Below are 24052 nucleotides of genomic sequence, written 5' to 3'. Positions count from 1 at the left end.
ACGCAGCGGGATGCTGCTTCCCCATCAAGCTTGAACGCTACCGCAGCATCATGGTGCCGCCGTCAACCATGATGGTTTGCCCGGTAATAAATTTGGCGTCCCTGCTTAGCAGGAAGCAGACGACCCGACCGACGTCATGCTCGCAGTCGCCAAGCCGCCGCAAAGGGATGTTGTTGACCATTTTCTCGTAAGCTTCGGGCATCTTCACTTTCCATTCCAGCACGCCTTCGGAAGCTGCAATCGGGCAGACGATGTTGACATTGATCTGATCCGGCCCCCATTCCTTAGCCGCCACGCGGGAAATGCCGCGCAGGGCTTCCTTGGCGGCTGCGTAGGAGGTTTGCGTGGGCATGCCTTCGAGCGCCGCTCCCGATGCAAAGTTCACGATCGAGCCCTGCGTTTCTTTTAAATAGGGGTAGCTCCATTTCATCAGATGAAAAGCGGGCAGAAAGCCTGTATGCAGCGCCAGTCTGAGCTCTTCTTCAGTCGTATCCAGAAAGGGCACGTTCCTGGAAGCCTGCGCGCAGTTCACCAATCCGTGGAGCGTTTTGAACCTTCCGATAACCTGCTTGAAGCCTTGAGCGACCTCATCTTTATCGAGCAGGTTGACTTTCACAAACATGCATTCCGCTCTTTCGCTAACCTCCTTCTCCGTGATGCGTCCCTTTTCTTCGCTGCTGTCGAAAAAGGCTACCCTGGCGCCCTCTTTGGCGAGAGCCATAACGACCCCCCTGCCGATGCCCGCCGCGCCCCCATTGACGAGAATCGTATGATCCGCTAATTTCATAGGTTTGATCAGCCTCCTGATGTTGGGTTTGTTTGCGTTCGATCGCTCTATCCGAAGCACCGTAATGATTTTTACATCCGGCTGTGATCCCAGATATTCCTTATGTTTAAGGATGATGTCGCCCGTACCATAATGACTGTAAGACGATTGAACAGATCCGCCAGTGATGCAGCAATTCCCGTTACACGCATCCGCCAATAACACCGACCGTATTACTATGTTCCTTCCCGAGGATAATTACACCATGGACCCGATGATCCATCCCTTTCCCTTATGGATGGGTGAAAAAGAAGGCTGAGCCCCTTTTGCCGTATTCCACTAACAATGATACAATCATTTATACAAACACAAAGAGAGAGGCGAAGTGATCATGACAGCAAACGATCGCATGCTGGTGTTCGTCGGTTCATATGCCGAAGCGGCATCCGACGGAATCTACGTATACGAATTGAATGAAGGGAAAGGCGAGCTGACGCTGCTCGACAAGGTGGACGGCAACAAAAATCCGACGTTCCTGAACGTGGATCAGGCGGGAAACCTGCTGTACGCGATCAGCGAAACGGCAGACGAAGACGGAACGAAGACGAGCGACGCCGCAGCTTATACGATCGATCCGGAAACAGGCAAGCTGACCGAAGCCAGCCGGGCGTACGCACTGAACGGTCCGGCATGCCACATTCAGCGGAGCGCAAACAACAAATATTTGACGCTGACCAGCTATCATAAAGGCACGATCAGCCTGGTGGAGCTTGCCGCCGGCGGCAAGGTGGGAAGCGTGCTGGATATCCAGCAGCATGTCGGACAAGGCGACTACAGCGGAGTGGCTCCGCATCTGCATTCCTCGTTCTACAGCCCGGATCAGCGCTTTTTGCTCGCGTGCGACCTTGGTCTGGATCTCATCCGTACATACCGGATCGACGAAGCCGAAGGCAAGCTCGTGCCTGTGAGCGACGCCCGGGTGGAGAAAGGCGCCGGACCGCGCCATCTGACTTTCCATCCGAACGGAAAATTTGCGTATGTCATCAATGAATTGAATTCGACGGTTACAGCCTTTCAATACGATGCGGAACACGGAACGCTCGAGACGCTGGAAACCGTGCCGACGCTGCCTGCCGAGTGGACGGGGGCTAACGGCTGCGCGGAAATTACGATTTCTGCCGACGGCCGGTTCCTGTACGGCTCCAACCGCGGTCACGACAGCATTGTCGTCTATGCGGTCGATCCGGAATCCGGCAAGCTGACAACGGTGCAGCACGTGTCGACGGAAGGCCAGCACCCGCGCCATTTTTCCATCGTTCCCGGCGGTAAGCATGTGATCGCGGCCAATCGGGATACGAATAACCTGACGCTCTTCACCGTAGACCAGGATACCGGCAAATTAACGTATACAGGCCATTCGGTCGAAGTGTCCAAACCGGTCTGCGTGTGGGCTGTCCGCTTCTAAATCGATATTCCCCTGAAGATCCGGCGGGCTTTCGATGCCCGGCTGATCAAAGATCTTTACGAAACCGGACACCGGATGCACGATCCGGACTCATCAATCGGGGAAACGGATGGTACAATAGAGATAGCCAGTAAGAAAGGATGGATGCGTGTGGAAGAGACCATGGAAGAATCCGTCAAGCACGAGTCTTGCGGAACAGGCGAACGGAAAAGCCATCATTCCCCCAAAACGAAAAACAACCTGATCAGCCGCTTGAACCGGATCGAGGGGCAGATCCGCGGCATTAAAGGCTTAATCGAAAAGGATACGTACTGCGACGACGTGCTGAACCAGATTTCGTCGGTCCAATCCGCTTTGAACGGGGTCAGCAAGCTTCTGCTCGAGCATCATATGAAGAGCTGCCTGATCGAACGCATTCAGGACGGGGAGAATGAAGTAATCGACGAGCTGCTCATAACGATTAATAAATTGATGAAATAATCGAATACGGCTCGGATGATCAAAGGATTCGAAAGAATCCTTTTTTTGTAGGCAAAAATATAGATTAGGGGGGTATAGTAAAATAATGGTTGACTAATTATAGGGTAGGGGGGTATACTTCATTACAAGGAGATGGTGATCGATGATTCGGGCTCATGCCAATACCATCTTCCATCTAAAACGATCCGAGGAGAGATGATATATGAACCAAGTTACATTACAGGTTAACGGCATGTCCTGCATGCACTGCGTCAATTCCATCGAAGGCGCGATGAAGGCGCTGGGTGCGGACGCCAAGGTCAACTTGGCCGACGGGACAGTCACGGTAGCGTATGACAGCGGCAAGCTGTCGCTTCAATCCATTAAGGAAGCCATTGAAGATCAAGGCTATGAGGTCGCCTAACGAATAAATGAAACGGGGTGTCGTTGCAATGGAAACTTACGGTAGGGAGCAGGAGCAAGCGTCTTTGCAGATCACAGGCATGACTTGTGCCGCATGTGCCAACCGGATTGAGAAGGGGCTGAAAAAGCTGGATGGCGTGTCTGAGGCCAACGTGAATTTTGCGATGGAGCGCGCCACGGTTACGTATGACCCGGACCGGACCAGCATGGATCATATGGAGGAAGCCGTCAAGAAGCTGGGGTACGATACGGCCAAAGAAGTGGTCGATCTGGATATTACCGGGATGTACTGCGCGGCCTGTGCGGTCAAAATTGAAAAAACGCTCAACAAGATGCCTGGGGTAAAGAGCGCCAACGTCAATTTTGCGATGGAGACGGCCAGAGTGGAATTTAACCCGCTGGAAGTCAACGCGGGCGACATGGAGAAGCGGATCGACAAGCTGGGATACAAGGCGACTCCCAAGCGGGAACAGACCGCTGATCCGGCAGAGCAGCGCAGCCGGGTAATCACGCAGCAGAAGCGCAAGCTGCTGATCTCCGCTCTCCTGTCTCTGCCGCTGCTGTGGTCTATGGTCAGCCACTTCTCCTTCCTGTCCTGGATCTGGATGCCGGAGTTGTTCATGAACCCGTGGTTCCAGCTCGCACTCGCCACCCCGGTACAGTTTTATATCGGAAGGCAGTTCTATAAAGGGGCGTTCAACGCCCTCCGCAACAAAAGCGCCAATATGGACGTTCTGGTCAGCCTGGGCACATCGGCCGCTTACTTTTACAGCCTGTATCTAACCATCGAGTGGGCCGCCGGAGGCGGAAGCCTTCATCACGGCCCGGAAATGTATTATGAAACAAGCGCCGTGCTGATTACGCTGGTCATTATGGGTAAGCTGTTCGAGCTGCTCGCGAAAGGACGGACGTCCGAAGCGATCAAAACGCTGATGGGGCTGCAGGCGAAGAATGCCGTCGTTATCAGAAACGGCGAAGAGCTCACGGTTCCGGTCGAAGAGGTTCTGGCCGGGGACATCGTCCTTGTAAAGCCGGGCGAAAAAATTCCGGTGGACGGACTCGTGCTCGAAGGGGCGTCGGCCGTCAACGAATCGATGCTGACCGGCGAGAGCATACCGGTTGAGAAAAAGGCCGGCGATTCCGTATTCGGAGCGACCGTCAACAAAAACGGGCGGCTGAAAATTCAGGCGACGAAGGTCGGCCGGGAAACGGCCCTCGCGCAAATTATCAAAGTGGTGGAGGAAGCGCAGGGCTCGAAGGCGCCGATCCAGCGGGTGGCCGACGTCATCTCCGGCATCTTCGTCCCGATCGTGGTCGGCATTGCCCTCCTGACGTTCGTCGTCTGGTACTTCTGGGTTTCCCCGTACGACTTTGCCAGTGCGCTGGAGAAGGCGATTGCGGTTCTGGTTATCGCCTGCCCGTGTGCCCTCGGACTCGCGACACCGACGTCGATTATGGCCGGGTCGGGCCGCGCCGCCGAGCTGGGCGTCCTGTTTAAGGGCGGCGAGTATCTGGAGTCGACGCACCGTATCAATACGGTCATCCTGGACAAAACGGGCACGGTTACGAAAGGGAAGCCGGAGCTGACCGATGTACTGACCGCATCAATGGATGAGCGCGAGTTTCTGCGGCTGGCCGGCTCGGCGGAGAAGCCTTCGGAGCATCCGCTCGCTGAGGCCATCGTAGATGGCATCAAGGCCCGCGGCATTGCGTTTACCGAAGCCGGGGAATTCGAGGCGATCCCGGGTTACGGCATCCGGGCCGTCGTGGACGGCCGTGAGGTGCTCGCCGGAACCCGCAAGCTGATGGAGAAGCATGGCATCCTTGCCCGGGATGCCGAGAGCAGCATGACGAAGCTGGAGGAAGAGGGCAAAACGGCGATTCTCGTCGCAGTAGACGGCCGGTACACCGGACTGATCGCCGTTGCGGATACGATCAAGGAAAGCTCCAAGGCGGCGGTCGGCCGGTTGAAAGGCTTAGGCATTCAAGTGGTCATGATCACCGGGGACAATGAACGCACCGCCCAAGCGATCGCCCGGCAGGCGGGCATTGACGAGGTGCTTGCAGAGGTTCTGCCGGAAGGCAAAGCTGCCGAAGTCAAAAAGCTGCAGTCGCTTGGCAAAAAAGTGGCGATGGTCGGCGACGGTATCAACGATGCACCGGCCTTGGCGCAAGCCGATATCGGCATGGCCATCGGAACAGGGACGGACGTCGCCATGGAAGCGGCGGATGTGACGCTGATGCGCGGTGATTTGAACAGCATTGCCGATTCCATCGAAATGAGCCGGAAAACGATGCGCAATATCCGCCAAAACCTGTTCTGGGCGCTTGGCTACAACACGCTGGGCATTCCGGTCGCGGCCCTCGGGCTGCTCGCTCCCTGGATTGCAGGGGCAGCGATGGCGCTGAGCTCAGTCTCGGTTGTCCTGAACGCACTTAGACTGCAGCGGATGAAACTGCAGATGAACCCGAAAGGAGAGCGGGCTGCATGAAACGTTCATTGGGACTCGCCGCACTGCTCGGACTCGCGGTGCTGACCGCCTGCGAGTCCGAAACAAAAGTCATAAAAGGAGATGGAGAACAAATGAACATGTCGCATGATCATCACTCGGCCCATGGGCCGGCAAAGACGAACGGCGCAGAGGCCAGTACGCATAACCACGGCGGCGGCCAAACAGGAGGGCTTCAGGAAAAGGACGTGAACGTCAGCTGGACGTACGCAGATGGCCAAGCGCCGGAAGCCGGCGTGGATACGAAGATCACCATGGCATTTACGCATGACGGCAAGGCGATTGAATCCTTCGAAACGACGCATGAACAAAAAGAGCATCTCATTATCGTCAGCAAAGATCTGTCATACTTTCACCATATTCATCCGGAGTACCTGGGCGGCGGCGTGTTTGAAGTGAACAACCGCTTCCCCGCAGGCGGAGATTACAAGCTGATCGCCGACTTTGTTCCGGAAGGCGGAAGCGCGATGAATAAATCGACGTGGCTTGAGGTGAAGGGTGCACCGCTGCCGGCTGCTCCAGTGAAGCCAGACGGAGAGCGGGTCAAAACGGTGGACGGACTGCGGGTGACCCTGGATTTTGACCGGCTTGCGGCTGGGCAGGAGCTGATGCTCACGTACACGATCGAGGATGCCGAGACCGGCGCACCGGTCACCGACCTGCAGCCGTACCTGGGCGCCGTCGGACACGTGGTCATTCTGTCCGAGGATGCGGAGCAGTACCTGCACGTCCACCCGATGGATGAAAAAGGCTCGGGGCCAAAAGCCGAGTTTATGACAACCTTTCCTCACGCCGGCATCTATAAAATATGGGGGCAGTTCCAGCGCGACGGACGCGTCATTACCGTTCCCTTCGTCGTGAACGTGCCGTAATCTGCTGCCGGCTGTCACCAGGTACCAGGTGTATTCATCGAAGCGATAAGGAGTGAGGAAGGTTGGGTCAGCGCAAATTTGCGGTTACCCCCGGCTTCGGGGTCGGGGGAACCGTGTTCTCCCCGAAACAGCTTGCAGCGATCGGCGGCATGGCCGACAGAGTCGTCAACGTGGAAATGACCGGCTTCAAACAGCTGTACGTGACGGCAGAAGAAGAACGTCTCGCAGAGGTTCAGGAGGAACTCAGGGCCGCCGGGCTTCAAATTCACCCGGCGGGCTTTGTGACTAAGAGCCTGATCGCCTGCCAATTTTGCCGCGGAGCGGAAGAGGCCGGTTTGGATGTGGCGAGAGCTCTGGATCTGGCGATCGCGGGCATAGCGGTACCGAGTCCGCTGAGGATCGGGTACGCCGGCTGCGCACTCGGAACGAGCGAACCGCTGCTGAAGGATATCGCCGTTGTCAAGATGAAAGACAGCTACGATCTCTATGTCGGAGGTGAGCCGAAAGGGATCAAGGCCGAATTGGCCAAGCTGCTCTTGACGGGGCTTCAGGCGGAACAGCTGATTCCGGCCGTCACCAGGCTCATTGCCCAGTTTCAGGAGCATGGAAAAAGGAAGGAGTCCTACCGCCGTTTTGTCCAGCGGTTTACCCTCGAGAAGCTGCGCGAAGCCGCAGAGGACGCCGCCGGGGACACATCCTCGCAAGCAATGCAGGCCTAAAACGGCAGGATTTTCTTTTATACGTACAGGCACAGATGGGCCTTCGCCCACATAGAATGAACAGACCGCAGCCTAACAGCAGGAAGCAGCAGCCATGTTTTCGCGGTGCCCAGTCATTCAGCAGGAGGTGTCATCTTTGCCCGGACTTTTCAGCTTTATCGCCCTTTTCATTAAAGAATTAACGCTGCTGGTATCGTACGTCAAAAACAACGCCTTTCCGCAGCCGCTGACAGAGAAAGAGGAAAGTAAGTACCTTCAATTGATGGCGGAAGGAGACGCCCACGCCCGCAATATGCTGATCGAGCATAATCTGCGGCTGGTGGCGCACATTGTGAAAAAATTCGATAATACCGGCGAGGATCTGGAGGATCTGATCTCGATCGGTACCATCGGGCTCATCAAAGCTATTGAGAGCTTTCAGGCAAATAAAGGCACGAAGCTGGCCACGTTCGCAGCCCGCTGCATCGAAAATGAGATCCTGATGCATTTGCGTTCCTTGAAGAAAACGAGGAAGGACGTTTCCCTGCACGATCCGATCGGAACGGATAAAGAGGGAAATGAAATCACGTTGATTGATATTTTGGGCAGTGAGGCGGACGACGTGGCCGACATGGTCCAGCTCAAGATCGAGAAGAGCAAAATTTACCGGAACTTGGACATTCTCGATGAGCGCGAGCAGGAGGTCATCAAAGGCCGCTTCGGCCTGGAGCACGGCGGAGAAGAGCGGACACAGCGCGAAATCGCCAGGGAGCTCGGCATCAGCCGCAGCTACGTGTCGCGGATCGAGAAGCGTGCCCTGATGAAGCTGTACCATGAATTTTATAAATCCAAGCAATAGCTTGCAGCGCAGGAAACACCGATACTTTTGTCTAATTGACATAGGAAGCAGTGAGTTTGAGAAGATAAAGTAATGATTGATAGTCCGAAGGTTCGTGGCGTTTAACGTCACGGGCCTTTTTCTTTTTCTCGACGATGGTCTTTGATGACTCCCATAATCCAGTATCAAAAAGTATCCTACCTTACAAAAATGATCGGACCATACAAAAAAGTGCGTACTATTCAGGCGTAGAGGAACTTGATAATCTTACCTATAGAACGATCGATCCAGATTTCGCCGAGCGGTGCGGTCGTTTAAATCACAGGTGAGGTGCGAAGGTATGCAGAAATATTAGCTTACTTTGAAAGATAAGAACGGCACTGTCCATAGAGATAGAGTAGGAGGGGATTTATATTGACTAGACAACATAAGCTTCTGACTTTGAATTTATTTTTATTGACTTTTGTCTTGGGAACCAGTGAATTTGTGATGGTCGGGTTGTTAACCGAAGTGGCCACGGACATGAAGATCGCCATATCGATCGCAGGCTCCTTGGTGTCGGCCTTTGCCCTGTCTTTTGCCATCGGTACCCCGATCTTCACGGCGTTATTCAGCCGATTCTCCAAGCGCCCGCTCATCCTTGCTCTGATCGGCGTATTTATTATCGGGAATATGATCACGGCGATATCCGGATCCTATGGTTTGCTTCTGTTTTCCAGAGTGATCACCGCCGTGGTTACTGGCGTCCTGATTGCACTTGCGATGGCTGTGGCCAGCGAAACTCTGCCACCGGAAAAGAGAGGGCCTGTGATCTCTATCATCTTTACGGGTTTCACTGTGGCCAGCGTTCTTGGCGTCCCCCTTGGCACATTCATCGGGCAATGGGGCGGGTGGCATATGTCTTATTGGTTTACGACGCTATTGGGGATTGTTTCACTGATAGCAAGCTCTGCAACGATCCCGAGGGGACTGAAGGGGGCGCGGAGTTCACTCAAAAACCAACTTCGATTATTTACCTATCCCAGAATTGTGCTTGCTTTCTTTATTCCAGCATTTAGCATAGCGGCAACTTATAGCGTCTATACGTATTTAGCCCCTATGCTGCAGGATGTGCTTTTTGTGCCGGCACGGTATATTAGCCTAGTCTTTTTGCTTTATGGTATCGTGTCCATCTTTAGCACTTTAATCGGGGGGAAGCTGGCTGCCGGTGGCGGGATGGGAAAAATTCGCTATATTTTCCTGGCGCAGGCTGTCATTCTCGCGTCGCTTTATGTATCTTACGGCTCGCTTGCCGGGGGGCTCGTCAGCATCTCATTGATCGCCCTCGCTGTGTACCTTATGAACTCGACGATGCAGCTGTATTTCATGGATTGGGCCGATCGGCACGTTCCCGAGGCCAAAGACTTGGCTTCCTCCTTAACTTCCGTATCCATCAATGTCGGGATCGCGATGGGATCCGCTTTGGGAGGTGTCGTCACGAAGAATATGGAGCTCATTGATCTTTCCTGGTCCGGGGGAATGATGGCTGTTTTAGCATCCTTATTGGCTTGGATGACCTATCGTTTAGATCGGGGAGCCCGCAGCGTATCTAGAGAGAAGAATGGGCTGCGCACCAATACGAAGGAAGTTGGTGATCACGGAATATAAGAAGAAGAGGTACCCACCCAAGGTACCTCTGTTTTCCACATTCGAAGCGGCTGTTCAGGCATGCTTTGGGCTGGTATAGGATACTTCATCGGGATAACTTTCGATATAGGCAGTGCCAAAATCGCATAACATCGTGAGCATGGGAGCAAATTGTTCGCCCAGCTTGGACAAGCCGTATTCCACTTTTGGTGGCGAAACCGGGTAAACCTTGCGAATAATGAGTCCGTCGTTTTCCAGCATCCGCAGCTGCATCGTGAGCATGCGTTGGGTCGCTTCGGGAAGCAGCCGCTGCAGCTGATTAAACCGTACCGGACCATTGGCTAATTCGTTTAATATGGATATCTTCCATTTACCGCTAACTAAGCTTAGTATAATTTCCGAGGTACAGCGATATGTTTTGTCTCTAAAGGTTATCATCTGTCGACACATCCCCTACAGAAGAATAGAAAAACCATGGGTTTTCCAGTTCAGTCAAATTATAGATCAGTCATTCCATATATTATGTTGAACCATGCCCCTTGTCAAGAACTTCTGGATCGACTAGTACATAATTAATGAAGGAAGCCCCTGCAGCCGAAAAAAGGCCTCTCTTACCGTCTGAAGTTCATTCTTCAGAGCGGAAAGAGGGGCCTTTTGCGCTGCGACTACACCTGCCAGATGCTGGACTGGCGGAAGATCGGTTCATACGGCAGCACGATTTTGACCGGCAGCGGGAAGGGATCCCCGGTGATCTGCAGGATCGTTCGCGCGGCCATGACGCCGATTTCGAACGTCGGAATATGAATGGTGGAGAGCGGAGGAACGGTATAGCGTGACGGTTCGTTGTCGTCGAAGCCGACGACGGCGAAGTCCTGGGGCATGCGGTAGCCTTTCTCGGATATGGCCCGCATGGCGGCCATCGCCATGATGTCACTGGCCGCGAAGACCGCCGTCGGGAGCTTACCCTGATGCTCCTCCAAAAAGGTCAGCATGAGTCGGTAGGCCCGGTCGGGCTCCCATTCGGCATTCAGCACATACTCCGGCTGAACCGGCAAGCCGGCCTGCTCCAGAGCCTGCTTGTACCCCCGGTACCTTTTCTCCCGGTCGAATTGGCCGGACAAGCCCGTACCTCCGATAAACATAATCTCGCGGTGGCCCTGTCCGGTCAAATGCTTGACGGCAATCGACGCCGCTTCGACGCGGTCGTACGAAATGGTCGGGATGCTTGGGTCGGAAACGTCGATTCCGACGACATGCGGAACGTGTTTTTTGAGATAGCTGTATAATTTGGGCTCAATGCCCTCGATCACGATTAAACCGTCGATTGAATCTTTGCCGGAGATTTGCTGCAAAATTTCATTTTTTTGCAAATCTTCTTGCGTGTAGGTAAAAGCGATCTGGTATCCGTGACGGGCCAGTTCCTTCTCAATCCCTTCAAAAATAACCGAAAAATAGGGATGGTAGCGCCGTCCCTGCATGGTGGATACGACGCATCCTATTTTTTTGACTGCGGCCTGGTCCTGGGGCGGCACCTTCGCCATGTATCCGAGCTCCTGCGCCGCGTCCCAGATCTTCCTCTTGGTCCCGCTGCTTGAGGAGCGATTCGAATCGTCGGCCAGTACGCGGGAAACGGTCGATATGGAGACGCCGACGCGTTCGGCAATATCTTTTAATGTGGGCATGTCATGACCTGCCTTTAATGTCAGATGAGGATTCTGCAAAACCTGTCGTTTGGATTGCTTACTCTATATGTTAAGTAAAATAAAATCACAGGTCAACTGAAAAACGGTGATAATGTTTTGCAAATTATAATAAAATTATTGCAAAATAGTTGCAAAAATTGATTGACTAACTTTTTCATCAGAGGTATGATTTTCATGAGATTGAGGTGATATAAGCAAAAAAGTAAAGGGAAAGGGGTTATGTCATTGCGATATTTCAAAAGTTTCTCTGTTTTTGCTCTAATTTGCATGTTATTTTTGCTGATTGGTTGCGCAAAGAATGATGGCTCTGATGCTTCCGCTACCTCTGCCGGTTCAACAGGCAAAACCAAACTTGTGTTTTGGAGTCATCAGGAAGATGCCATTATGAACGCTTATAAAGCGCTGATCGCCAAGTATCAATCTTTGCATCCCGACATTGAGATCGACTACCAGACTTTCCCTTACGACGTGTACAATCAGAAGCTCAAGGCATCCTTCTCCGCCAAAAATCCGCCCGATATCGCAGAAATGTTCGGTACCTGGGTACCGGAATATTCGAAAAACGGGGCGCTTGTGGAGATCCCGGAGGCCGAGCAGCTGCGGAAGGAGTATTACGAAGCCCCGCTCGGAGGGTACACGTTGAACGACAAGCTGTATGGACTGCCGCTCGAATTTAACATCGAGAACGGCGGAATGCTGATTCACCCGCAAATGCTGAAGGATCAGGGCATCGCGAGCCCTCCGGCCACATGGGACGAACTGGTTGAAGACGCCAAGAAACTGACGGTGCGGGACGCAAACGGCATCAAGATGAAGGGATTCGATTTCGTCTCCAGCGACAATATTACCTTCACGTTCCTTTCCTTGATTCTGCAGCAAAAAGGCAAGTATTGGGGCGATAACGACCATGTGGACTTTCAAACCCCTGAAGCACAAAAGGCGATGACCGCCTTAACCTCTTTGATCGCCACCGATAAAGTGGCGGACCTCACCACGTTTGGCGGTGAACTTGACACCTCAGACTACTTCTTTCAAGGCAGCTCGGCAATGACCTACCGGGGTCCATGGACGATTGCTGCAGGGCTGAATACATACAAGGTGAAAGACTTTGAGTATGTGCCCGTTCCTTCCTTTACGGCAAATCCGCCTTCATATGCGGCCGAATCAGGCTGGGGGCTCGTAGCTTCCCAGAAGGGCAAGCATCAGGAAGCGGCCGTCGATTTTATCAAATTCATGTCATCCGACGATAATCTGCTCGAGTGGAACCAGGGAACGTTTACGGTTCCGGCCAAAAAAGCGGTGGCGCAAAATCCCGATTACGTCAAAGCGAATCCTTATATGAAAACATCGCTGGATATTTTGGAGCTGGGTCAGTGGATCGGGCCCATTGCCGACCGGGACTTTTTCTTTAAAACGATCAATGATCATTTCCAATTGATGGCGACCGGCCAGGAATCGGTGGAAAGCGGTCTGCAGCAGATTGAAAAAACCATCAACGACAGTCAGGATCAACATAAATGATCGGAGTGGTGTTTCCATGAAGCATGATGCTGCAGCAGGCAGCAGTCCAGGGATCGTCCCCGGTACCCCGAACCGCAGAGGGGAGAAAGGAAGGGGCCGCTGGTTCATCTATTTATCGCTGGCGCCGATCCTGCTGTTATTTGGTGTATTCGCTTTCATTCCTATTGGATGGAGCTTGGGACTTTCGGTATTTAAGTATAATCCGCTCAGCGCAAGCGCGCTGTTCGTCGGGGCGGACAATTATATCCGCATGCTGGGCGATTCCATTTTTATCAAGTCGCTTTGGGTCACCTTTAAGTTCGTCGTCATTGCCGTTGCGGTCAACATCCTTATCACCTTGATGTTTGCCGTCGCGATCCAGCGGATCCGTACGGGGTGGCTGCGGAACCTGATGCGAACCGTCTTTTTTCTGCCGACGATCGCGCCGCTGGCGGGAACGGCGATCGTATGGAGCACGATGTTCAATTACAATCACGGATTGTTTAATATCGTGCTGACCCAGCTCCACATGGCTCCCGTGCAGTGGCTGAGCGATCCTCATTATGCGCTGTACTCGGTAATTCTGATGACGCTGTGGGCTGATATCGGGTATAACATCGTGCTCCTTATCGCCGGTCTGGATTCCATTCCGGATATGTATTATGAAGCGGCCATTCTGGACGGGGCGAGCCGCTGGCATTCGTTCTGGCATGTGACGCTGCCGCTGCTCCGGCGCACGATGCTGTTTGTTTCGGTGACGACGGTCGTCTCCTATTTCCAGGCTTTCGCCCAGTTCCAGATCATGACCAAGGGTGAGCCGTTTAACGAGACCCGGGTGCTGGCGCTCCATATTTATGAGCAGGCGTTCTCCAATTCCAACATGGGATATGCGTCCGCGATGGCCACGGTGTTTCTGATCATTATTTTAGTGGTGACCCTGCTGCAGCTGAAGTTGGGGCGCACCGAGTGGGAGTACTGACAAGGGGGACTTTCGATGCACCGGAGGAATAGATGGTTCGACGGCATCGTCATGCTCGTGCTGATCGCAGCCGGATGCCTGATGCTGCTGCCGTATTTGTGGATGGTTTTGTCTTCTTTAAAAAGCAACATGGAAATCGTGTCCGGCTCGCATGCGCTTCTGCCGCAGCATCCCAGCCTGGAGGGGTACCGGACCGTCCTTGAAGACGCACCGTTCGGAAGGTGGTTTTTGAACAGCGCGATGACGTCGGTTGTCATTACGGCCGCAACGTTATTTACGAGCGTCCTGGCGGGCTATATTTTCGCCAAGCATCAATTCAAGGGGCAGAAGCTGCTGTTCATCCTGATCTTGGCTACGATGATGATTCCGTTTCAGGTGGTCATGATTCCGACGTATTTGATTACGGCCAAACTGGGGCTGGTCAATCATTTGCTGGCGATTATCCTCCCCAATCTGGTCAGCTCCTACGGAGTGTTTCTGGCAAAGCAGTTTATCGAGGACATTCCCCAGGATCTGCTCGATGCCGCAAGGATCGACGGGGCGGGCGAGCTGCGGCTGATGGTCCGGATCATTGCGCCTCTGATTCTGCCGATGCTGTCGGCGCTTGGTATTTTTACGTTCATGAATGCCTGGAACAACTATTTATGGCCGCTCATTATTTTGAACGACGAGAGCAAAATGACCGTGCCGCTCGCCCTTGTTTATTTTAACGGAACCCATATGGTCAACTATAACGTCGTCATGTCGGCGGCTGTGCTCATCACCCTGCCGGTCATTGTGGTGTTCCTGATTTTCCAGAAGCAGTTTATTAAAGGACTTACGATGACAGGCATGAAATAAAAAGAGAAGAGACCATGAGGAGGAGAAACTGCATGACTAAAATATCGATTATCGGCGCAGGTAGCGCCTTTACGCAGGACATCGCTACGGACATTTTACTGATTGAAGGCGTTGAGGGCGGTACGATCGCTTTGGTGGATATCGACGCGGAGCGGCTGGAGATCGCCCGCAAGCTGGTCGAGAAAATCATCGAGCTGTCCGGCAAGCGCTGGAACGTTATCGCTTCGACCGATCGCAGGGAGGTCATCGGGGGCTCGCAGTTCGTCATCAACCAAATCGAAGTGGGCGGGCTGCAAACGGTCCGCTATGAGTACGAGATTCCTCTGAAATACGGGGTCAATCAATGCATCGGCGATACGCTGGGGCCGGGCGGACTGTTTAAAACGCTGCGCACGCTTCCGAGCTGGATGGACATCATCCGCGATGTGGAGGATTTGTGCCCGGATTCGACCATTCTGAACTATACGAATCCGATGTCGGCGGTGACCCTGCTGACGTCGCGGGTGACCTCCATTCCGGTCGTCGGCCTGTGCCATTCCATCCAGAATACGTCCCGGCAGTTAGCCAAATACGCCGGCGTACCTTACGAAGACATGCAGTGGAGGGCCGGAGGAATCAACCATATGTCCTGGTTTGTGGAGTTGACCCACGAGGGAAAAGATCTGTATCCTGTGCTTCGGGACAAGATCCAGAATCCCGACCTGCTGAAAAAGGACCCTGTGCGCTTTGACGCCATGAAGTACCTGGGCGCTTTTGTCTCGGAGTCCAGCGGGCACTTTTCAGAGTACATTCCGTACTACCGCAAACGGCAGTCCTTAATCGACAAGCACTGCAGCACCGGGTATAATGGCGCGACAGGCTACTATGCGGATAACTGGCCGATCTGGCGCAAGGAAAACGACGAAAGAATCGTCAAGCAGCTGGAAGGCTCGCTCCCGATCGAGCTTGCGCCAAGCAATGAATACGCGGCTATCATTATTGAAGCGATGCTGAAAAATGAACCGAAGGTGATTTACGGAAACGTGCCGAACGAAGGGCTGATTCACAATCTTCCCGGGGACGGGATCGTCGAAGTAGCCTGCATGGTCGACCGTAATGGCGTCAATCCATGCCGTTTCGGCAGCCTGCCTGAGCATCTGGCCGCGCTGTGCCGGTCCAACATGGCGTTCTTTGACCTGGCCGTCGGCGCTGTGCTGAATAACGACAAGGAAATGGCCCGCCATGCTCTGATGGTCGACCCGCTGTCCGCCGCTGTCTGTTCGCTGGATGAGATCAGCGGCATGTTCGAGGAGCTGTATGAAGCGGAGCGCGACTTCATACCGGTGCTGAAATGATGAGAGGGGACAAGAATAAACCGATTGTCGTTGTGGCCGGCGAGCTGAACGTGGATATCATTATTTCAGGAACGGACGTGATCCCGGAATGGAACCGGGAGAAAATCGTCGACGGTTTTGACGTCGTTCTCGGCTCCTCATCGGCGATTACCGCGAGCGCGCTGTCCAGCCTCGGCCTGGACGTGCGGTTCGTCAGCGTGGTGGGGGCGGATGACTTCGGCCGCTTCTGCCTGGGCGAGCTGCAGCGGCTGGGGGTGAACACCGATCATGTAGCGGTGCTGCCGGAGATCACAACGGGGGTTACCCTCTCGTTTACGACGCCTTCCGACCGCGGTTTGATCACGTATCCCGGAAGTATTCCGCTGTTGACGCCCGGCTATATTCCCGATGCTTTGATTCAGGAGGCGGATCATTTGCATTTTGGCTCCTACTATTTGCAGGACGGCATGCGGCCGCATTGGAAAGAGCTGTTCGGGAAGGCGCAGGACTTAGGGGTGAGCACATCTTTTGATACCGGATGGGATGTCCGTGGCCGGTGGGATGCTGCCGGGATCCGCGCACTGCTGGCCGTTACAGATTTGTTTATCCCCAGCGAGGAGGAGGCGCTGCATATTTTTGAGCGGGACAGCGTAGAAACGGTATTCGGCCAATTGGCGGCCGTTCCCGGTCTGATCGCCGTCAAACAAGGCTCAAAGGGTGCATCGCTCCGGTCTCCTGATGGTTCTGTCGTGTCGGCGCCCCCTTATCCGGTTACCCCCGCAGACACGACAGGAGCGGGGGATTGCTTCAATGCCGGCTTGATTTGCGGTTTCCTCCAAGGCTTGACCGGCAGAGAGCTGCTTGAGTACGCCAATGCCTGCGGCGCGTTATCCACGCTGGGCGTGGGGGGGACCGGCCATTTGCCGACAGCAGCGGCGGTATCGGCCCTGCAGGGAAGGCGGCAGCTCCAGTAAGCGCCTCGGCGGTGGAAGCTCAGGCAAAGGTTCATGAGAGTCCGGGCAAAGGGGGTGATCGACACATTACATAGCAAGTCTAAATCGGATTTTTTCATTTCAGTTCAAACTTTAATCATGGGAGTTGATATTTCGTGAAATTCGGTAAAACACTGATTGCAGGTATCAGTCTGGCTGTATTGGGGCTTGGCATCGGGTATGCGGCGTCGCAGACCGTCGAGGCTTCGGGCGCCGAGTACTACGTTGCTGTTAACGGAAGCGATTCGAATGCGGGTACGAGCGCCGCACCGTGGGCAACGCTGCAGCATGCAGCGGACACGGCCGGGCCGGGGAGCACGGTCTATGTCCGGGGCGGGGTGTATAACCAAAAGCTGAAGGTCACCAAATCCGGTTCCGCGGATCAAGGGCCGATCACCTTTGCCAATTACAGCGGCGAGACGCCGGTTATTGACGGTACGGGACTTTCCGTAAGCGGAACGGAAGGCATCGTTGACCTTGCCGACGTCAACTATGTGACCATTCAAGGTTTCGAAATTCGCAATTATACGACGACTGCTAACAACGTCATGCCCGTTGGGATTTATGTTCACGGCGCAGGCGGCAACATTACCCTGTCCAAAAACAAGATCCATGATATCAAAAACACGTCGACTCCTGCCGGCACCGACCTGCTGGGCCGGGATGCGCACGGCATCGCCGTGTACGGAACCAAGGCGCCGGAATCCATTCATGACGTGACAATCGACGGCAATGAGCTGTACAATCTGGTGCTGGGGTCCAGCGAAACGCTCGTTCTTAACGGAAATGTGGATACTTTTGCCGTGACGAACAATATCATTCACGACAACGACAACATCGGTATCGACGTGATCGGATTCGAAGGGAAGTCGCCGAACTCCGCCTACGACCAGGCACGAAACGGAATCATCAGCGGCAATAAAGTGTACAATATCACCTCCAATAACAATCCTTCCTACGGCAAAAAGCTTCCGAACAACAGCAATTCGGCGGACGGCATTTATGTCGATGGAGGTAAGGACAGCATTATCGAGCGAAACTACAGCTATAACAACGATATCGGGGTGGAAATCGCCTCCGAGCATGCCGGCAAGGCGACCAGCAACATTACGATCCGCAGCAACTTCATTTACAACAACCGTTTGACGGGTATCGCCATGGGCGGATACGACACAGATCGCGGCTCGACGGTAGGCTGCCACATCGTCAACAATACGCTGTACAAAAATGACACCATTGGCGACGGCAGCGGTCAGCTCTACGTGCAGTATGACACCCAGAACAACGTCATCCGTAACAACATTTTTGTGGCCAGTTCTACCGATGTGCTCATTTATAATGAATACACGAAAAATTCCGGCAACGTCGTGGATTACAATCTGTACTTCGCTCCCGGCGGAAGTTCGGATGCCAGCTGGACCTGGAAAAACAAAGAATACACCGGCTTTGCCGCTTATAAAAATGGAACGGGCAATGATGCCCATTCCGTCTTCGCCGATCCACTCCTTGTGAACGCCGCTGCCGGCGATTTACATCTGAAGGCAGGGTCTCCTGCCATTGATAAGGGCTTGACGAATTCGGACATCGGGTCGCTCGATATCGACGGGCAGCCCCGCGTTCAAGGGGCAAGCGTCAATATTGGCGCGGACGAATAACGTTCCTTCATCGTCACCGCTTGCCTAATTAGCAGCCTCCTTTCGCGGGGGGCTGCTTTTATTTTATGAGGAAAAGTCTAGTTCTCAGCAAAGGTTTCGCATCTGGATCTTAAAATGATTTCCCGCTTGGCGGGACTGTTGTCGAAACGGACTTGTTCACCCGGTACTGCCTGAATGGTATAGTAGATGTAACTATCCTGCTGCTAGCTGAAGAGGCGGGAATCTATTACACTTTCAGGAACAGGAGTTGACTGTAATGAACATCGTCGTGCTGGACGGACATACGCTGAACCCGGGGGATTTAAGCTGGGACGAGCTGGGAAAGCTCGGTTCTGTGTCGGTCTATGACCGTACTCCTGCCGGGCTGATACAGGAGCGGATCGGGCTCGCCGAGATCGTGCTGACGAATAAAACCCCGCTGACGCGGGAGGTGCTGGAGGCGGCAGAGAACCTCCGCTACGTCGGCGTGCTTGCGACCGGCTACAATGTAGTTGACATTGAAGCCGCTGCTGCGCGCGGGATTACGGTGACGAATGTGCCGGCATACGGAACCGAGTCTGTCGCGCAGTTTGTGTTCGCGCTGCTGCTTGAGCTCTGCCACCAGATCGGGCGGCATGGAGACAGCGTACGCTCGGGAGATTGGGCGAAGGCGGTGGATTTCTCCTATGCGCTGACTCCGCAAATCGAGCTCTGGGGGAAGACGATGGGGATCGTCGGTTATGGCCGGATCGGCCGCCAGGTCGCGCGGCTGGCGGAGGCTTTCGGCATGCGCGTACTGGTATCCGGCAGACCGGGGAAGGCGGGCGGGAACGAAGACAGCGGCGTCCGGCGTGTCCCTCTCGAGCAGCTGCTGGCCGAGTCGGACGTGGTGAGCCTGCATTGTCCGCTGACGGCGGAAACCGACGGGCTCATCAACCGCGAACGCCTGGCGCTGATGAAGTCTTCGGCGTTCCTGATCAATACCGCCCGCGGCGGGCTGCTGCAGGAGCAGGATGTGGCTGATGCGCTGAACGAAGGCCGGCTTGCGGGCGCGGCACTTGACGTGCTTGCGGCAGAGCCTCCCGCCGCAGACCATCCGCTTGTGCATGCCCCGCGCTGCATCATAACCCCGCATATGGCATGGGCGGCGGTGGAAGCGCGGGAGCGGCTGATGAGAATCGCTGTGGGCAACGTCGCCGCGTTCCTGGAAGGCCGGCCGGTGAACACGGTTGGGCCGCATTCCCGCTGAGACTGACGTACTGCCGGAAAGCGTGAAGGCTCTTTTGATTGTGTGGGGAGAATCCGTTCATGGGAGGCATAAACATAATGCAAGGGAAGATTGTAAAAGGAGGGTTTAGCCGAATGAAAATCGTGATCGCTCCGGATTCGTTCAAAGGCAGCATCCGTGCCGCCGACGCGGCGGCCGCCATTGACAGGGGCATAAGACGCGCACTGCCTGGCGCGGAAACGGTGCTTGTTCCCATGGCGGACGGCGGAGAGGGGACGCTGGACAGCTTGACCCGCTTTGGCGGTACCAAGGCCAACGTGCAGGTGTCCGATCCGCTGGGAAGGCCGGTCGACGCCGAGTACGGCCTCATCCACGGAGGGTCCACCTGCGTGGTGGAGCTGGCCAGCGCGTCCGGGCTTGAGCTGATCGCCGCTGAGGAGCGGGACCCGCTGCATACGACGACGTACGGGACCGGCGAAGTGATCCGCCGAGCGCTCGATGCGGGCTGCCGCCAATTTATTATGGCAATCGGCGGCAGCGCCACGAACGACGGAGGCGCCGGCATCCTGCAGGCGCTGGGCGTGCGGCTGCTGGATGAGGACGGGCAGCCGGTCGGACGCGGGGGCCTGGAGCTGCAGCGCGTGGCGGCGATCGACATGGGCGGAATGGATGCACGGCTTGCCGAATCCACCTTCGTGATCGCTTCCGATGTGCAGAACCCGCTGCTCGGCCCAAACGGCGCGTCCCATGTGTATGGCCCGCAGAAGGGCGCAACGCCGGAGATGGTCGCGGTGCTGGAGCAGGGGATGCGCGTCTGGGCGGACCGCATCCTGGAGGCGACGGGCCTGCGCGTGCATGACCTGCCAGGAGCGGGCGCAGCCGGCGGCGCTGGAGCGGCGCTGCTCGCTTTTTTCAAAGCCGGGATGAGGAGCGGCATCGATCTCGTGATCGAGCATTCGGGATTCATGGCGCACCTGGAAGGCGCGGACCTCGTCATCACGGGCGAAGGCCGGATGGATGCGCAGACCGCATCCGGCAAGACGCCGATGGGCGTCGCCCGGGAAGCGCGGCGGCACGGGGTTCCGGTCATCGCCCTGGCCGGATCGGTGGGGCCGGGGATCGATCCGCTGTATGATGCGGGAATCCTCAGCGTGCACAGCATCGTGAACGGACCGATGGCACTGGAGGAAGCGATGGCCCGTGCCGGAGAGCTGCTGGAGATGTCGGCCGAGCAGGTGATCCGGACTTTTGCCGGTATTGTCCGCGGGTAGAACTATGCCGTCCGAATCGTCTTTTTATAGGGCAATATCATAAAGACTATCAACGTACATGCCAAGAAGCCAGACCGCGTTTAGCGGAAAATGATTTGCGAGATCAGGATGTTTAGCCTAGGAAGTTTATATTTTCGGATATAAAAAAAGCGGCAGTGTCCGGAAAGCCCGGCCAACTGCTGCTTTTTCTGTGATGACCCCTTGATTCTGGTTTGTGTTATTTCTTCAGCGTCATATCCGTCAGCGGGCTGGACATCCGTTTCTTAATCTGCTCCAAAATGCGTTTGGAAACGGAAATGGTGCGGGGGTAAGCAAAATCATCGCGGAAGTGAAGGACGTTGCCTTCAAAGGAAGTAATTTTATTCACGTTGACATGGATGTTGGATGCGGCTCGGACAAAATTGGGCTGCGAGATCAAAGCGGAGATTTCCTGGCTGGTTAACCGTTTCTTGATAATATAGTTTCTGCCGTGGAAAATAACCTGTCCCTGACCGCCGACCTTAAAGAAAAACGCGTCCGTCACCGGATCAAATTGATGATATTCCTGCAGCACCTTGTCGGATGAAGTCATCTTACCAAAGCCCCCTTTTAGAAGATGATAAAGTGTTAGCGCTTTCATTCTACCACACTTTTTCGTCCTGCATAAGAGTAAATTTGTGAATTTTATGATTTTTTTTGTGAACTTGGACAAAAGCGCTCGCGGTATTGACCAAATTTTCCATTACGGCCACAATGGTCATAGACGGCTGCGATAAGTGCGGCCGCCCGCCAATGTCAAACCGAGAAAGGACGAATGCCTTTGAATTCAAGTCCTATAAAGATCACGGCGATTTCCGGAAGCCTCCGGAGACAATCGTCCAATACGAGCCTGATTCACGCCCTCTATCCGCTGGCGCCGGAAACGATGGAGATTTCGATATTTGAAGGCATCGGAGACCTGCCCCATTTTAACCCGGATATGGATGGAGACGACCCGGCCCCTTCGGTGGTACGGCTTCGTGACACGATCCGTCAGGCGGACGGTGTGATCATCAGCACCCCCGAATATGCCCATGGCGTGCCCGGCGTGCTGAAGAATGCGCTCGACTGGCTGGTATCGTCCGGAGAATTCGTCTACAAGCCCGTCGCTGTCGTCAGCGGATCGCCGATGGAAACCGGTGGAGAGAAGGCGCATGAGTCCCTTCAGATGACCCTTAGGATGATGACGGCTGACCTGGTGGAGGGCGGTTCTTTCACCGTACCTTTCCTCAATCAGAAGCTTCGGGGCGGAGAGATTAAGGATGAAGAGCTGAACGAGAGGCTGAAGGGCATGCTCGGGAAGCTGGAAGAGGCTGTACGAGAGGCAGCTGCAAATGGTATGAACGGGTTCAGGTAAGTTAGATAACCGCATTTCGAAATACAAAAGCCTGCAACGCTCCAACTCTGAGATTTGGAGCGCGCAGGCTTTTTCGTGTTACCGTGTCGGAACTTCGGACGGGGAAGCATGCTGTTTAGCAAGCAATGAGCTTTCGCCGCCGGAGGGAGAGCCGTGCTTCAGGCATTTTCGATAATGGTGTTCAGCGTCGTGCGGTCGAGGCCTTTGACCAGTTTGGTCAGCAGCTCCTTGGCTGCATCGTAATCGTCGGTATGGATAATCGACGAAGACGTATGAATGTAGCGGGCACAAATGCCGATGACGGTAGACGGCACACCGATTCCGCTTAAATGCACCTGCCCGGCGTCCGTGCCGCCAGGGGATACGAAATACTGATACTTAATGTTGTGGGTATCGGCCGTATCCTGCACATATTCCACGAGTCCGCGGTGGGTGATCATCGTCGGGTCGAATATGCGCAGCAGCGCTCCCTGTCCGATATGGCCAAAGGCACTCTTGTCGCCGGTCATATCGTTGGCTGCGCTCGCATCCAGCGCGAAGAAAATATCCGGCTGGATGAGGTTGGCCGACGTGCGCGCGCCGCGCAGTCCCAGCTCTTCCTGAACCGTTGCGCCGCAGTACAGCGTATTCGGCAGCTTCTCCTGGTGGAGCGCCTCCAGCAGCTCGATTGCAAGGCCGACCCCGTAGCGGTTGTCCCAGGCTTTGGCCATGATTTTCTTCGGATTGGCCAGCGGCGTAAATTCGCAGACCGGCAGCACCTGAAGCCCCGGACGGATGCCGAAGGATTCGGCTTCCTCGCGGTTATCCGCACCGATGTCGATGTACATGGCTTTGATATCCACCGGTTTACTGCGCTGCGATTCGTCCAGCAGGTGGGTCGGCGTCGATCCGACGACCCCGAATACCGGACCGTTTGGCGTGATGATCTGCAGCCGCTGGGAGAGCACGGCTTGGCTCCACCAGCCGCCGAGCGGCTGAAAGCGCACCATTCCGGCTTCGGTAATGCCGGTGACAAGGAAACCGACCTCGTCAAAATGGCCGGCCACCATGACTTTCGGGCCGTTCTCATCCCCGCGGAGGACGCCGAACAGACTGCCGAGGCGATCCTGTACGAACTCGTTCGTGAACGGGTTCACCGCCTCCTTGAAATATGCGCGCAGGTCTTTTTCAAATCCGGAAGCTGCGGGGAATTCCGTCAGCTTGCGGAACATATCTTTCGTTTTTTGATCCATCGAACCTTATCTCCTTTATCATGAATGTGGTTATGTATATAGATTGAACCAAAGTTTTGCACCGAACTTCCTGTGATTACGGCCTTAAGAGGCCTATAATATTCATTTCTTTAGTTCATTCTATGCAGTTGGATATACTCCTTAGTATGAACCCACTTGATCCGAATGTCCACGTCCGGCGGGCAGAAGCACAAATGGCGAACCTGATGAATAGGATATTCTGGACGGATGCCCTGAAGTCAGCCGGAAGGAGCCTGGTTATGGAACCGATATACATGGATCGCCGCCAAGAAAACATCCTGATCCTCGTATTGTTGATTTTGCTGGT

At 54.6% G+C, this 24052-nt stretch carries 22 protein-coding genes; 17 read left to right on the top strand and 5 right to left on the bottom strand.

Annotated elements, in window-relative coordinates:
* Positions 1-37: 37 nt before the first annotated feature.
* Positions 38-787 (bottom strand): SDR family NAD(P)-dependent oxidoreductase, encoded by a 750-nt coding sequence (locus BCV73_RS19670; RefSeq protein ID WP_089548275.1) that lies wholly within the window; start codon positions 785-787, stop codon positions 38-40.
* Positions 788-1157: 370 nt separating this feature from the next.
* Here BCV73_RS19670 and BCV73_RS19665 point away from each other — a divergent pair, with 370 nt between their 5' ends.
* The 8 genes from BCV73_RS19665 to BCV73_RS19630 all read left to right on the top strand — a co-directional run bounded on the left by BCV73_RS19665 (position 1158) and on the right by BCV73_RS19630 (position 9678).
* Positions 1158-2231, top strand: coding sequence for a lactonase family protein (locus tag BCV73_RS19665; protein ID WP_089550327.1), 1074 nt, complete (start codon positions 1158-1160; stop codon positions 2229-2231).
* A gap of 162 nt (positions 2232-2393) precedes the next feature.
* Positions 2394-2711: a metal-sensitive transcriptional regulator gene (locus BCV73_RS19660; protein ID WP_089550326.1), complete on the top strand. Its 318-nt coding sequence runs from the start codon at positions 2394-2396 to the stop codon at positions 2709-2711.
* A 202-nt stretch (positions 2712-2913) separates the two neighbouring features.
* Complete coding sequence (locus tag BCV73_RS19655) at positions 2914-3114, top strand: cation transporter (RefSeq protein ID WP_089548274.1); 201 nt, start codon at positions 2914-2916, stop codon at positions 3112-3114.
* A 28-nt stretch (positions 3115-3142) separates the two neighbouring features.
* Positions 3143-5605 (top strand): heavy metal translocating P-type ATPase, encoded by a 2463-nt coding sequence (locus BCV73_RS19650; RefSeq protein WP_089548273.1) that lies wholly within the window; start codon positions 3143-3145, stop codon positions 5603-5605.
* Complete coding sequence (locus BCV73_RS19645; protein ID WP_089548272.1) at positions 5602-6495, top strand: hypothetical protein; 894 nt, start codon at positions 5602-5604, stop codon at positions 6493-6495. The genes BCV73_RS19650 and BCV73_RS19645 overlap by 4 nt, the downstream gene beginning before the upstream one ends.
* Before the next feature lie 62 nt (positions 6496-6557).
* Positions 6558-7214, top strand: coding sequence for an NAD(P)/FAD-dependent oxidoreductase (locus BCV73_RS19640; protein ID WP_076169710.1), 657 nt, complete (start codon positions 6558-6560; stop codon positions 7212-7214).
* 136 nt (positions 7215-7350) lie between these two features.
* On the top strand, positions 7351-8052 hold the full coding sequence (sigK, locus tag BCV73_RS19635; protein ID WP_076169711.1) for an RNA polymerase sporulation sigma factor SigK: 702 nt from the start codon (positions 7351-7353) through the stop codon (positions 8050-8052).
* A gap of 393 nt (positions 8053-8445) precedes the next feature.
* Positions 8446-9678: an MFS transporter gene (locus BCV73_RS19630; RefSeq protein ID WP_089548271.1), complete on the top strand. Its 1233-nt coding sequence runs from the start codon at positions 8446-8448 to the stop codon at positions 9676-9678.
* A 54-nt stretch (positions 9679-9732) separates the two neighbouring features.
* On the opposite strand, the gene BCV73_RS19625 is transcribed toward BCV73_RS19630, so the two are convergent.
* Both BCV73_RS19625 and BCV73_RS19620 read right to left on the bottom strand, forming a co-directional pair.
* Positions 9733-10095: a winged helix-turn-helix transcriptional regulator gene (locus tag BCV73_RS19625; RefSeq protein WP_076169713.1), complete on the bottom strand. Its 363-nt coding sequence runs from the start codon at positions 10093-10095 to the stop codon at positions 9733-9735.
* A gap of 227 nt (positions 10096-10322) precedes the next feature.
* The gene (locus BCV73_RS19620) at positions 10323-11339 is read right to left on the bottom strand and encodes a LacI family DNA-binding transcriptional regulator (RefSeq protein WP_089548270.1); all 1017 of its coding nucleotides are present in this window, start codon (positions 11337-11339) and stop codon (positions 10323-10325) included.
* Positions 11340-11744: 405 nt separating this feature from the next.
* On the opposite strand from BCV73_RS19620, the gene BCV73_RS19615 reads away from it, so the two are divergent.
* From BCV73_RS19615 to BCV73_RS19580, 8 genes are all read left to right on the top strand, one after another.
* Complete coding sequence (locus tag BCV73_RS19615) at positions 11745-12881, top strand: ABC transporter substrate-binding protein (RefSeq protein ID WP_089548269.1); 1137 nt, start codon at positions 11745-11747, stop codon at positions 12879-12881.
* Between the two features lie 16 nt (positions 12882-12897).
* Positions 12898-13839 (top strand): carbohydrate ABC transporter permease, encoded by a 942-nt coding sequence (locus tag BCV73_RS19610; protein ID WP_089548268.1) that lies wholly within the window; start codon positions 12898-12900, stop codon positions 13837-13839.
* Between the two features lie 15 nt (positions 13840-13854).
* The gene (locus tag BCV73_RS19605) at positions 13855-14679 is read left to right on the top strand and encodes a carbohydrate ABC transporter permease (protein WP_089548267.1); all 825 of its coding nucleotides are present in this window, start codon (positions 13855-13857) and stop codon (positions 14677-14679) included.
* A gap of 32 nt (positions 14680-14711) precedes the next feature.
* On the top strand, positions 14712-16013 hold the full coding sequence (gene melA, locus BCV73_RS19600) for an alpha-galactosidase (RefSeq protein ID WP_089548266.1): 1302 nt from the start codon (positions 14712-14714) through the stop codon (positions 16011-16013).
* A complete protein-coding gene (locus BCV73_RS19595) occupies positions 16013-16966 on the top strand; it encodes a carbohydrate kinase family protein (protein ID WP_256992911.1) in 954 nt (317 codons plus the stop codon). The genes melA and BCV73_RS19595 overlap by 1 nt, the downstream gene beginning before the upstream one ends.
* A gap of 134 nt (positions 16967-17100) precedes the next feature.
* The gene (locus BCV73_RS19590) at positions 17101-18639 is read left to right on the top strand and encodes a right-handed parallel beta-helix repeat-containing protein (protein WP_076169720.1); all 1539 of its coding nucleotides are present in this window, start codon (positions 17101-17103) and stop codon (positions 18637-18639) included.
* A 256-nt stretch (positions 18640-18895) separates the two neighbouring features.
* Positions 18896-19867 (top strand): D-2-hydroxyacid dehydrogenase, encoded by a 972-nt coding sequence (locus BCV73_RS19585; protein WP_089548265.1) that lies wholly within the window; start codon positions 18896-18898, stop codon positions 19865-19867.
* A 113-nt stretch (positions 19868-19980) separates the two neighbouring features.
* Entirely contained in the window at positions 19981-21117 is a 1137-nt protein-coding gene (locus BCV73_RS19580) for a glycerate kinase (RefSeq protein ID WP_089548264.1), read from the top strand.
* A 217-nt stretch (positions 21118-21334) separates the two neighbouring features.
* Here the strand turns inward: BCV73_RS19580 and BCV73_RS19575 are convergent, their stop codons facing one another.
* A complete protein-coding gene (locus BCV73_RS19575) occupies positions 21335-21688 on the bottom strand; it encodes a LytTR family transcriptional regulator DNA-binding domain-containing protein (protein WP_076169723.1) in 354 nt (117 codons plus the stop codon).
* 222 nt (positions 21689-21910) lie between these two features.
* Between BCV73_RS19575 and BCV73_RS19570 the strand changes: the two genes are divergently transcribed.
* Positions 21911-22492 (top strand): NADPH-dependent FMN reductase, encoded by a 582-nt coding sequence (locus BCV73_RS19570; RefSeq protein WP_089548263.1) that lies wholly within the window; start codon positions 21911-21913, stop codon positions 22490-22492.
* Between the two features lie 158 nt (positions 22493-22650).
* Here BCV73_RS19570 and BCV73_RS19565 read toward each other — a convergent pair whose 3' ends face one another.
* Positions 22651-23724, bottom strand: coding sequence for a M42 family metallopeptidase (locus BCV73_RS19565; protein ID WP_089548262.1), 1074 nt, complete (start codon positions 23722-23724; stop codon positions 22651-22653).
* Positions 23725-24052: the final 328 nt, after the last annotated feature.

Origin of the sequence: Paenibacillus sp. SSG-1 (genome assembly GCF_002224835.1) — a bacterium.
Lineage (GTDB): Bacteria > Bacillota > Bacilli > Paenibacillales > Paenibacillaceae > Paenibacillus_AQ > Paenibacillus_AQ favisporus.
The sequence above is the reverse complement of the archived record's forward strand: the minus strand, read 5'-3'. Positions and strand labels throughout refer to the sequence as shown.

What these genes read in the sequence shown, in the direction of transcription:
- BCV73_RS19670 (WP_089548275.1), bottom strand. Translation starts at nt 787, where the DNA reads ATGAAATTAGCGGATCATACGATTCTCGTCAATGGGGGCGCGGCGGGC.
- BCV73_RS19665 (WP_089550327.1), top strand. Translation starts at nt 1,158, where the DNA reads ATGACAGCAAACGATCGCATGCTGGTGTTCGTCGGTTCATATGCCGAA.
- BCV73_RS19660 (WP_089550326.1), top strand. Translation starts at nt 2,394, where the DNA reads ATGGAAGAATCCGTCAAGCACGAGTCTTGCGGAACAGGCGAACGGAAA.
- BCV73_RS19655 (WP_089548274.1), top strand. Translation starts at nt 2,914, where the DNA reads ATGAACCAAGTTACATTACAGGTTAACGGCATGTCCTGCATGCACTGC.
- BCV73_RS19650 (WP_089548273.1), top strand. Translation starts at nt 3,143, where the DNA reads ATGGAAACTTACGGTAGGGAGCAGGAGCAAGCGTCTTTGCAGATCACA.
- BCV73_RS19645 (WP_089548272.1), top strand. Translation starts at nt 5,602, where the DNA reads ATGAAACGTTCATTGGGACTCGCCGCACTGCTCGGACTCGCGGTGCTG.
- BCV73_RS19625 (WP_076169713.1), bottom strand. Translation starts at nt 10,095, where the DNA reads ATGATAACCTTTAGAGACAAAACATATCGCTGTACCTCGGAAATTATA.
- BCV73_RS19620 (WP_089548270.1), bottom strand. Translation starts at nt 11,339, where the DNA reads ATGCCCACATTAAAAGATATTGCCGAACGCGTCGGCGTCTCCATATCG.
- BCV73_RS19615 (WP_089548269.1), top strand. Translation starts at nt 11,745, where the DNA reads ATGAACGCTTATAAAGCGCTGATCGCCAAGTATCAATCTTTGCATCCC.
- BCV73_RS19610 (WP_089548268.1), top strand. Translation starts at nt 12,898, where the DNA reads ATGAAGCATGATGCTGCAGCAGGCAGCAGTCCAGGGATCGTCCCCGGT.
- BCV73_RS19605 (WP_089548267.1), top strand. Translation starts at nt 13,855, where the DNA reads ATGCACCGGAGGAATAGATGGTTCGACGGCATCGTCATGCTCGTGCTG.
- melA (WP_089548266.1), top strand. Translation starts at nt 14,712, where the DNA reads ATGACTAAAATATCGATTATCGGCGCAGGTAGCGCCTTTACGCAGGAC.
- BCV73_RS19595 (WP_256992911.1), top strand. Translation starts at nt 16,013, where the DNA reads ATGAGAGGGGACAAGAATAAACCGATTGTCGTTGTGGCCGGCGAGCTG.
- BCV73_RS19585 (WP_089548265.1), top strand. Translation starts at nt 18,896, where the DNA reads ATGAACATCGTCGTGCTGGACGGACATACGCTGAACCCGGGGGATTTA.
- BCV73_RS19580 (WP_089548264.1), top strand. Translation starts at nt 19,981, where the DNA reads ATGAAAATCGTGATCGCTCCGGATTCGTTCAAAGGCAGCATCCGTGCC.
- BCV73_RS19575 (WP_076169723.1), bottom strand. Translation starts at nt 21,688, where the DNA reads ATGACTTCATCCGACAAGGTGCTGCAGGAATATCATCAATTTGATCCG.
- BCV73_RS19570 (WP_089548263.1), top strand. Translation starts at nt 21,911, where the DNA reads ATGCCTTTGAATTCAAGTCCTATAAAGATCACGGCGATTTCCGGAAGC.
- BCV73_RS19565 (WP_089548262.1), bottom strand. Translation starts at nt 23,724, where the DNA reads ATGGATCAAAAAACGAAAGATATGTTCCGCAAGCTGACGGAATTCCCC.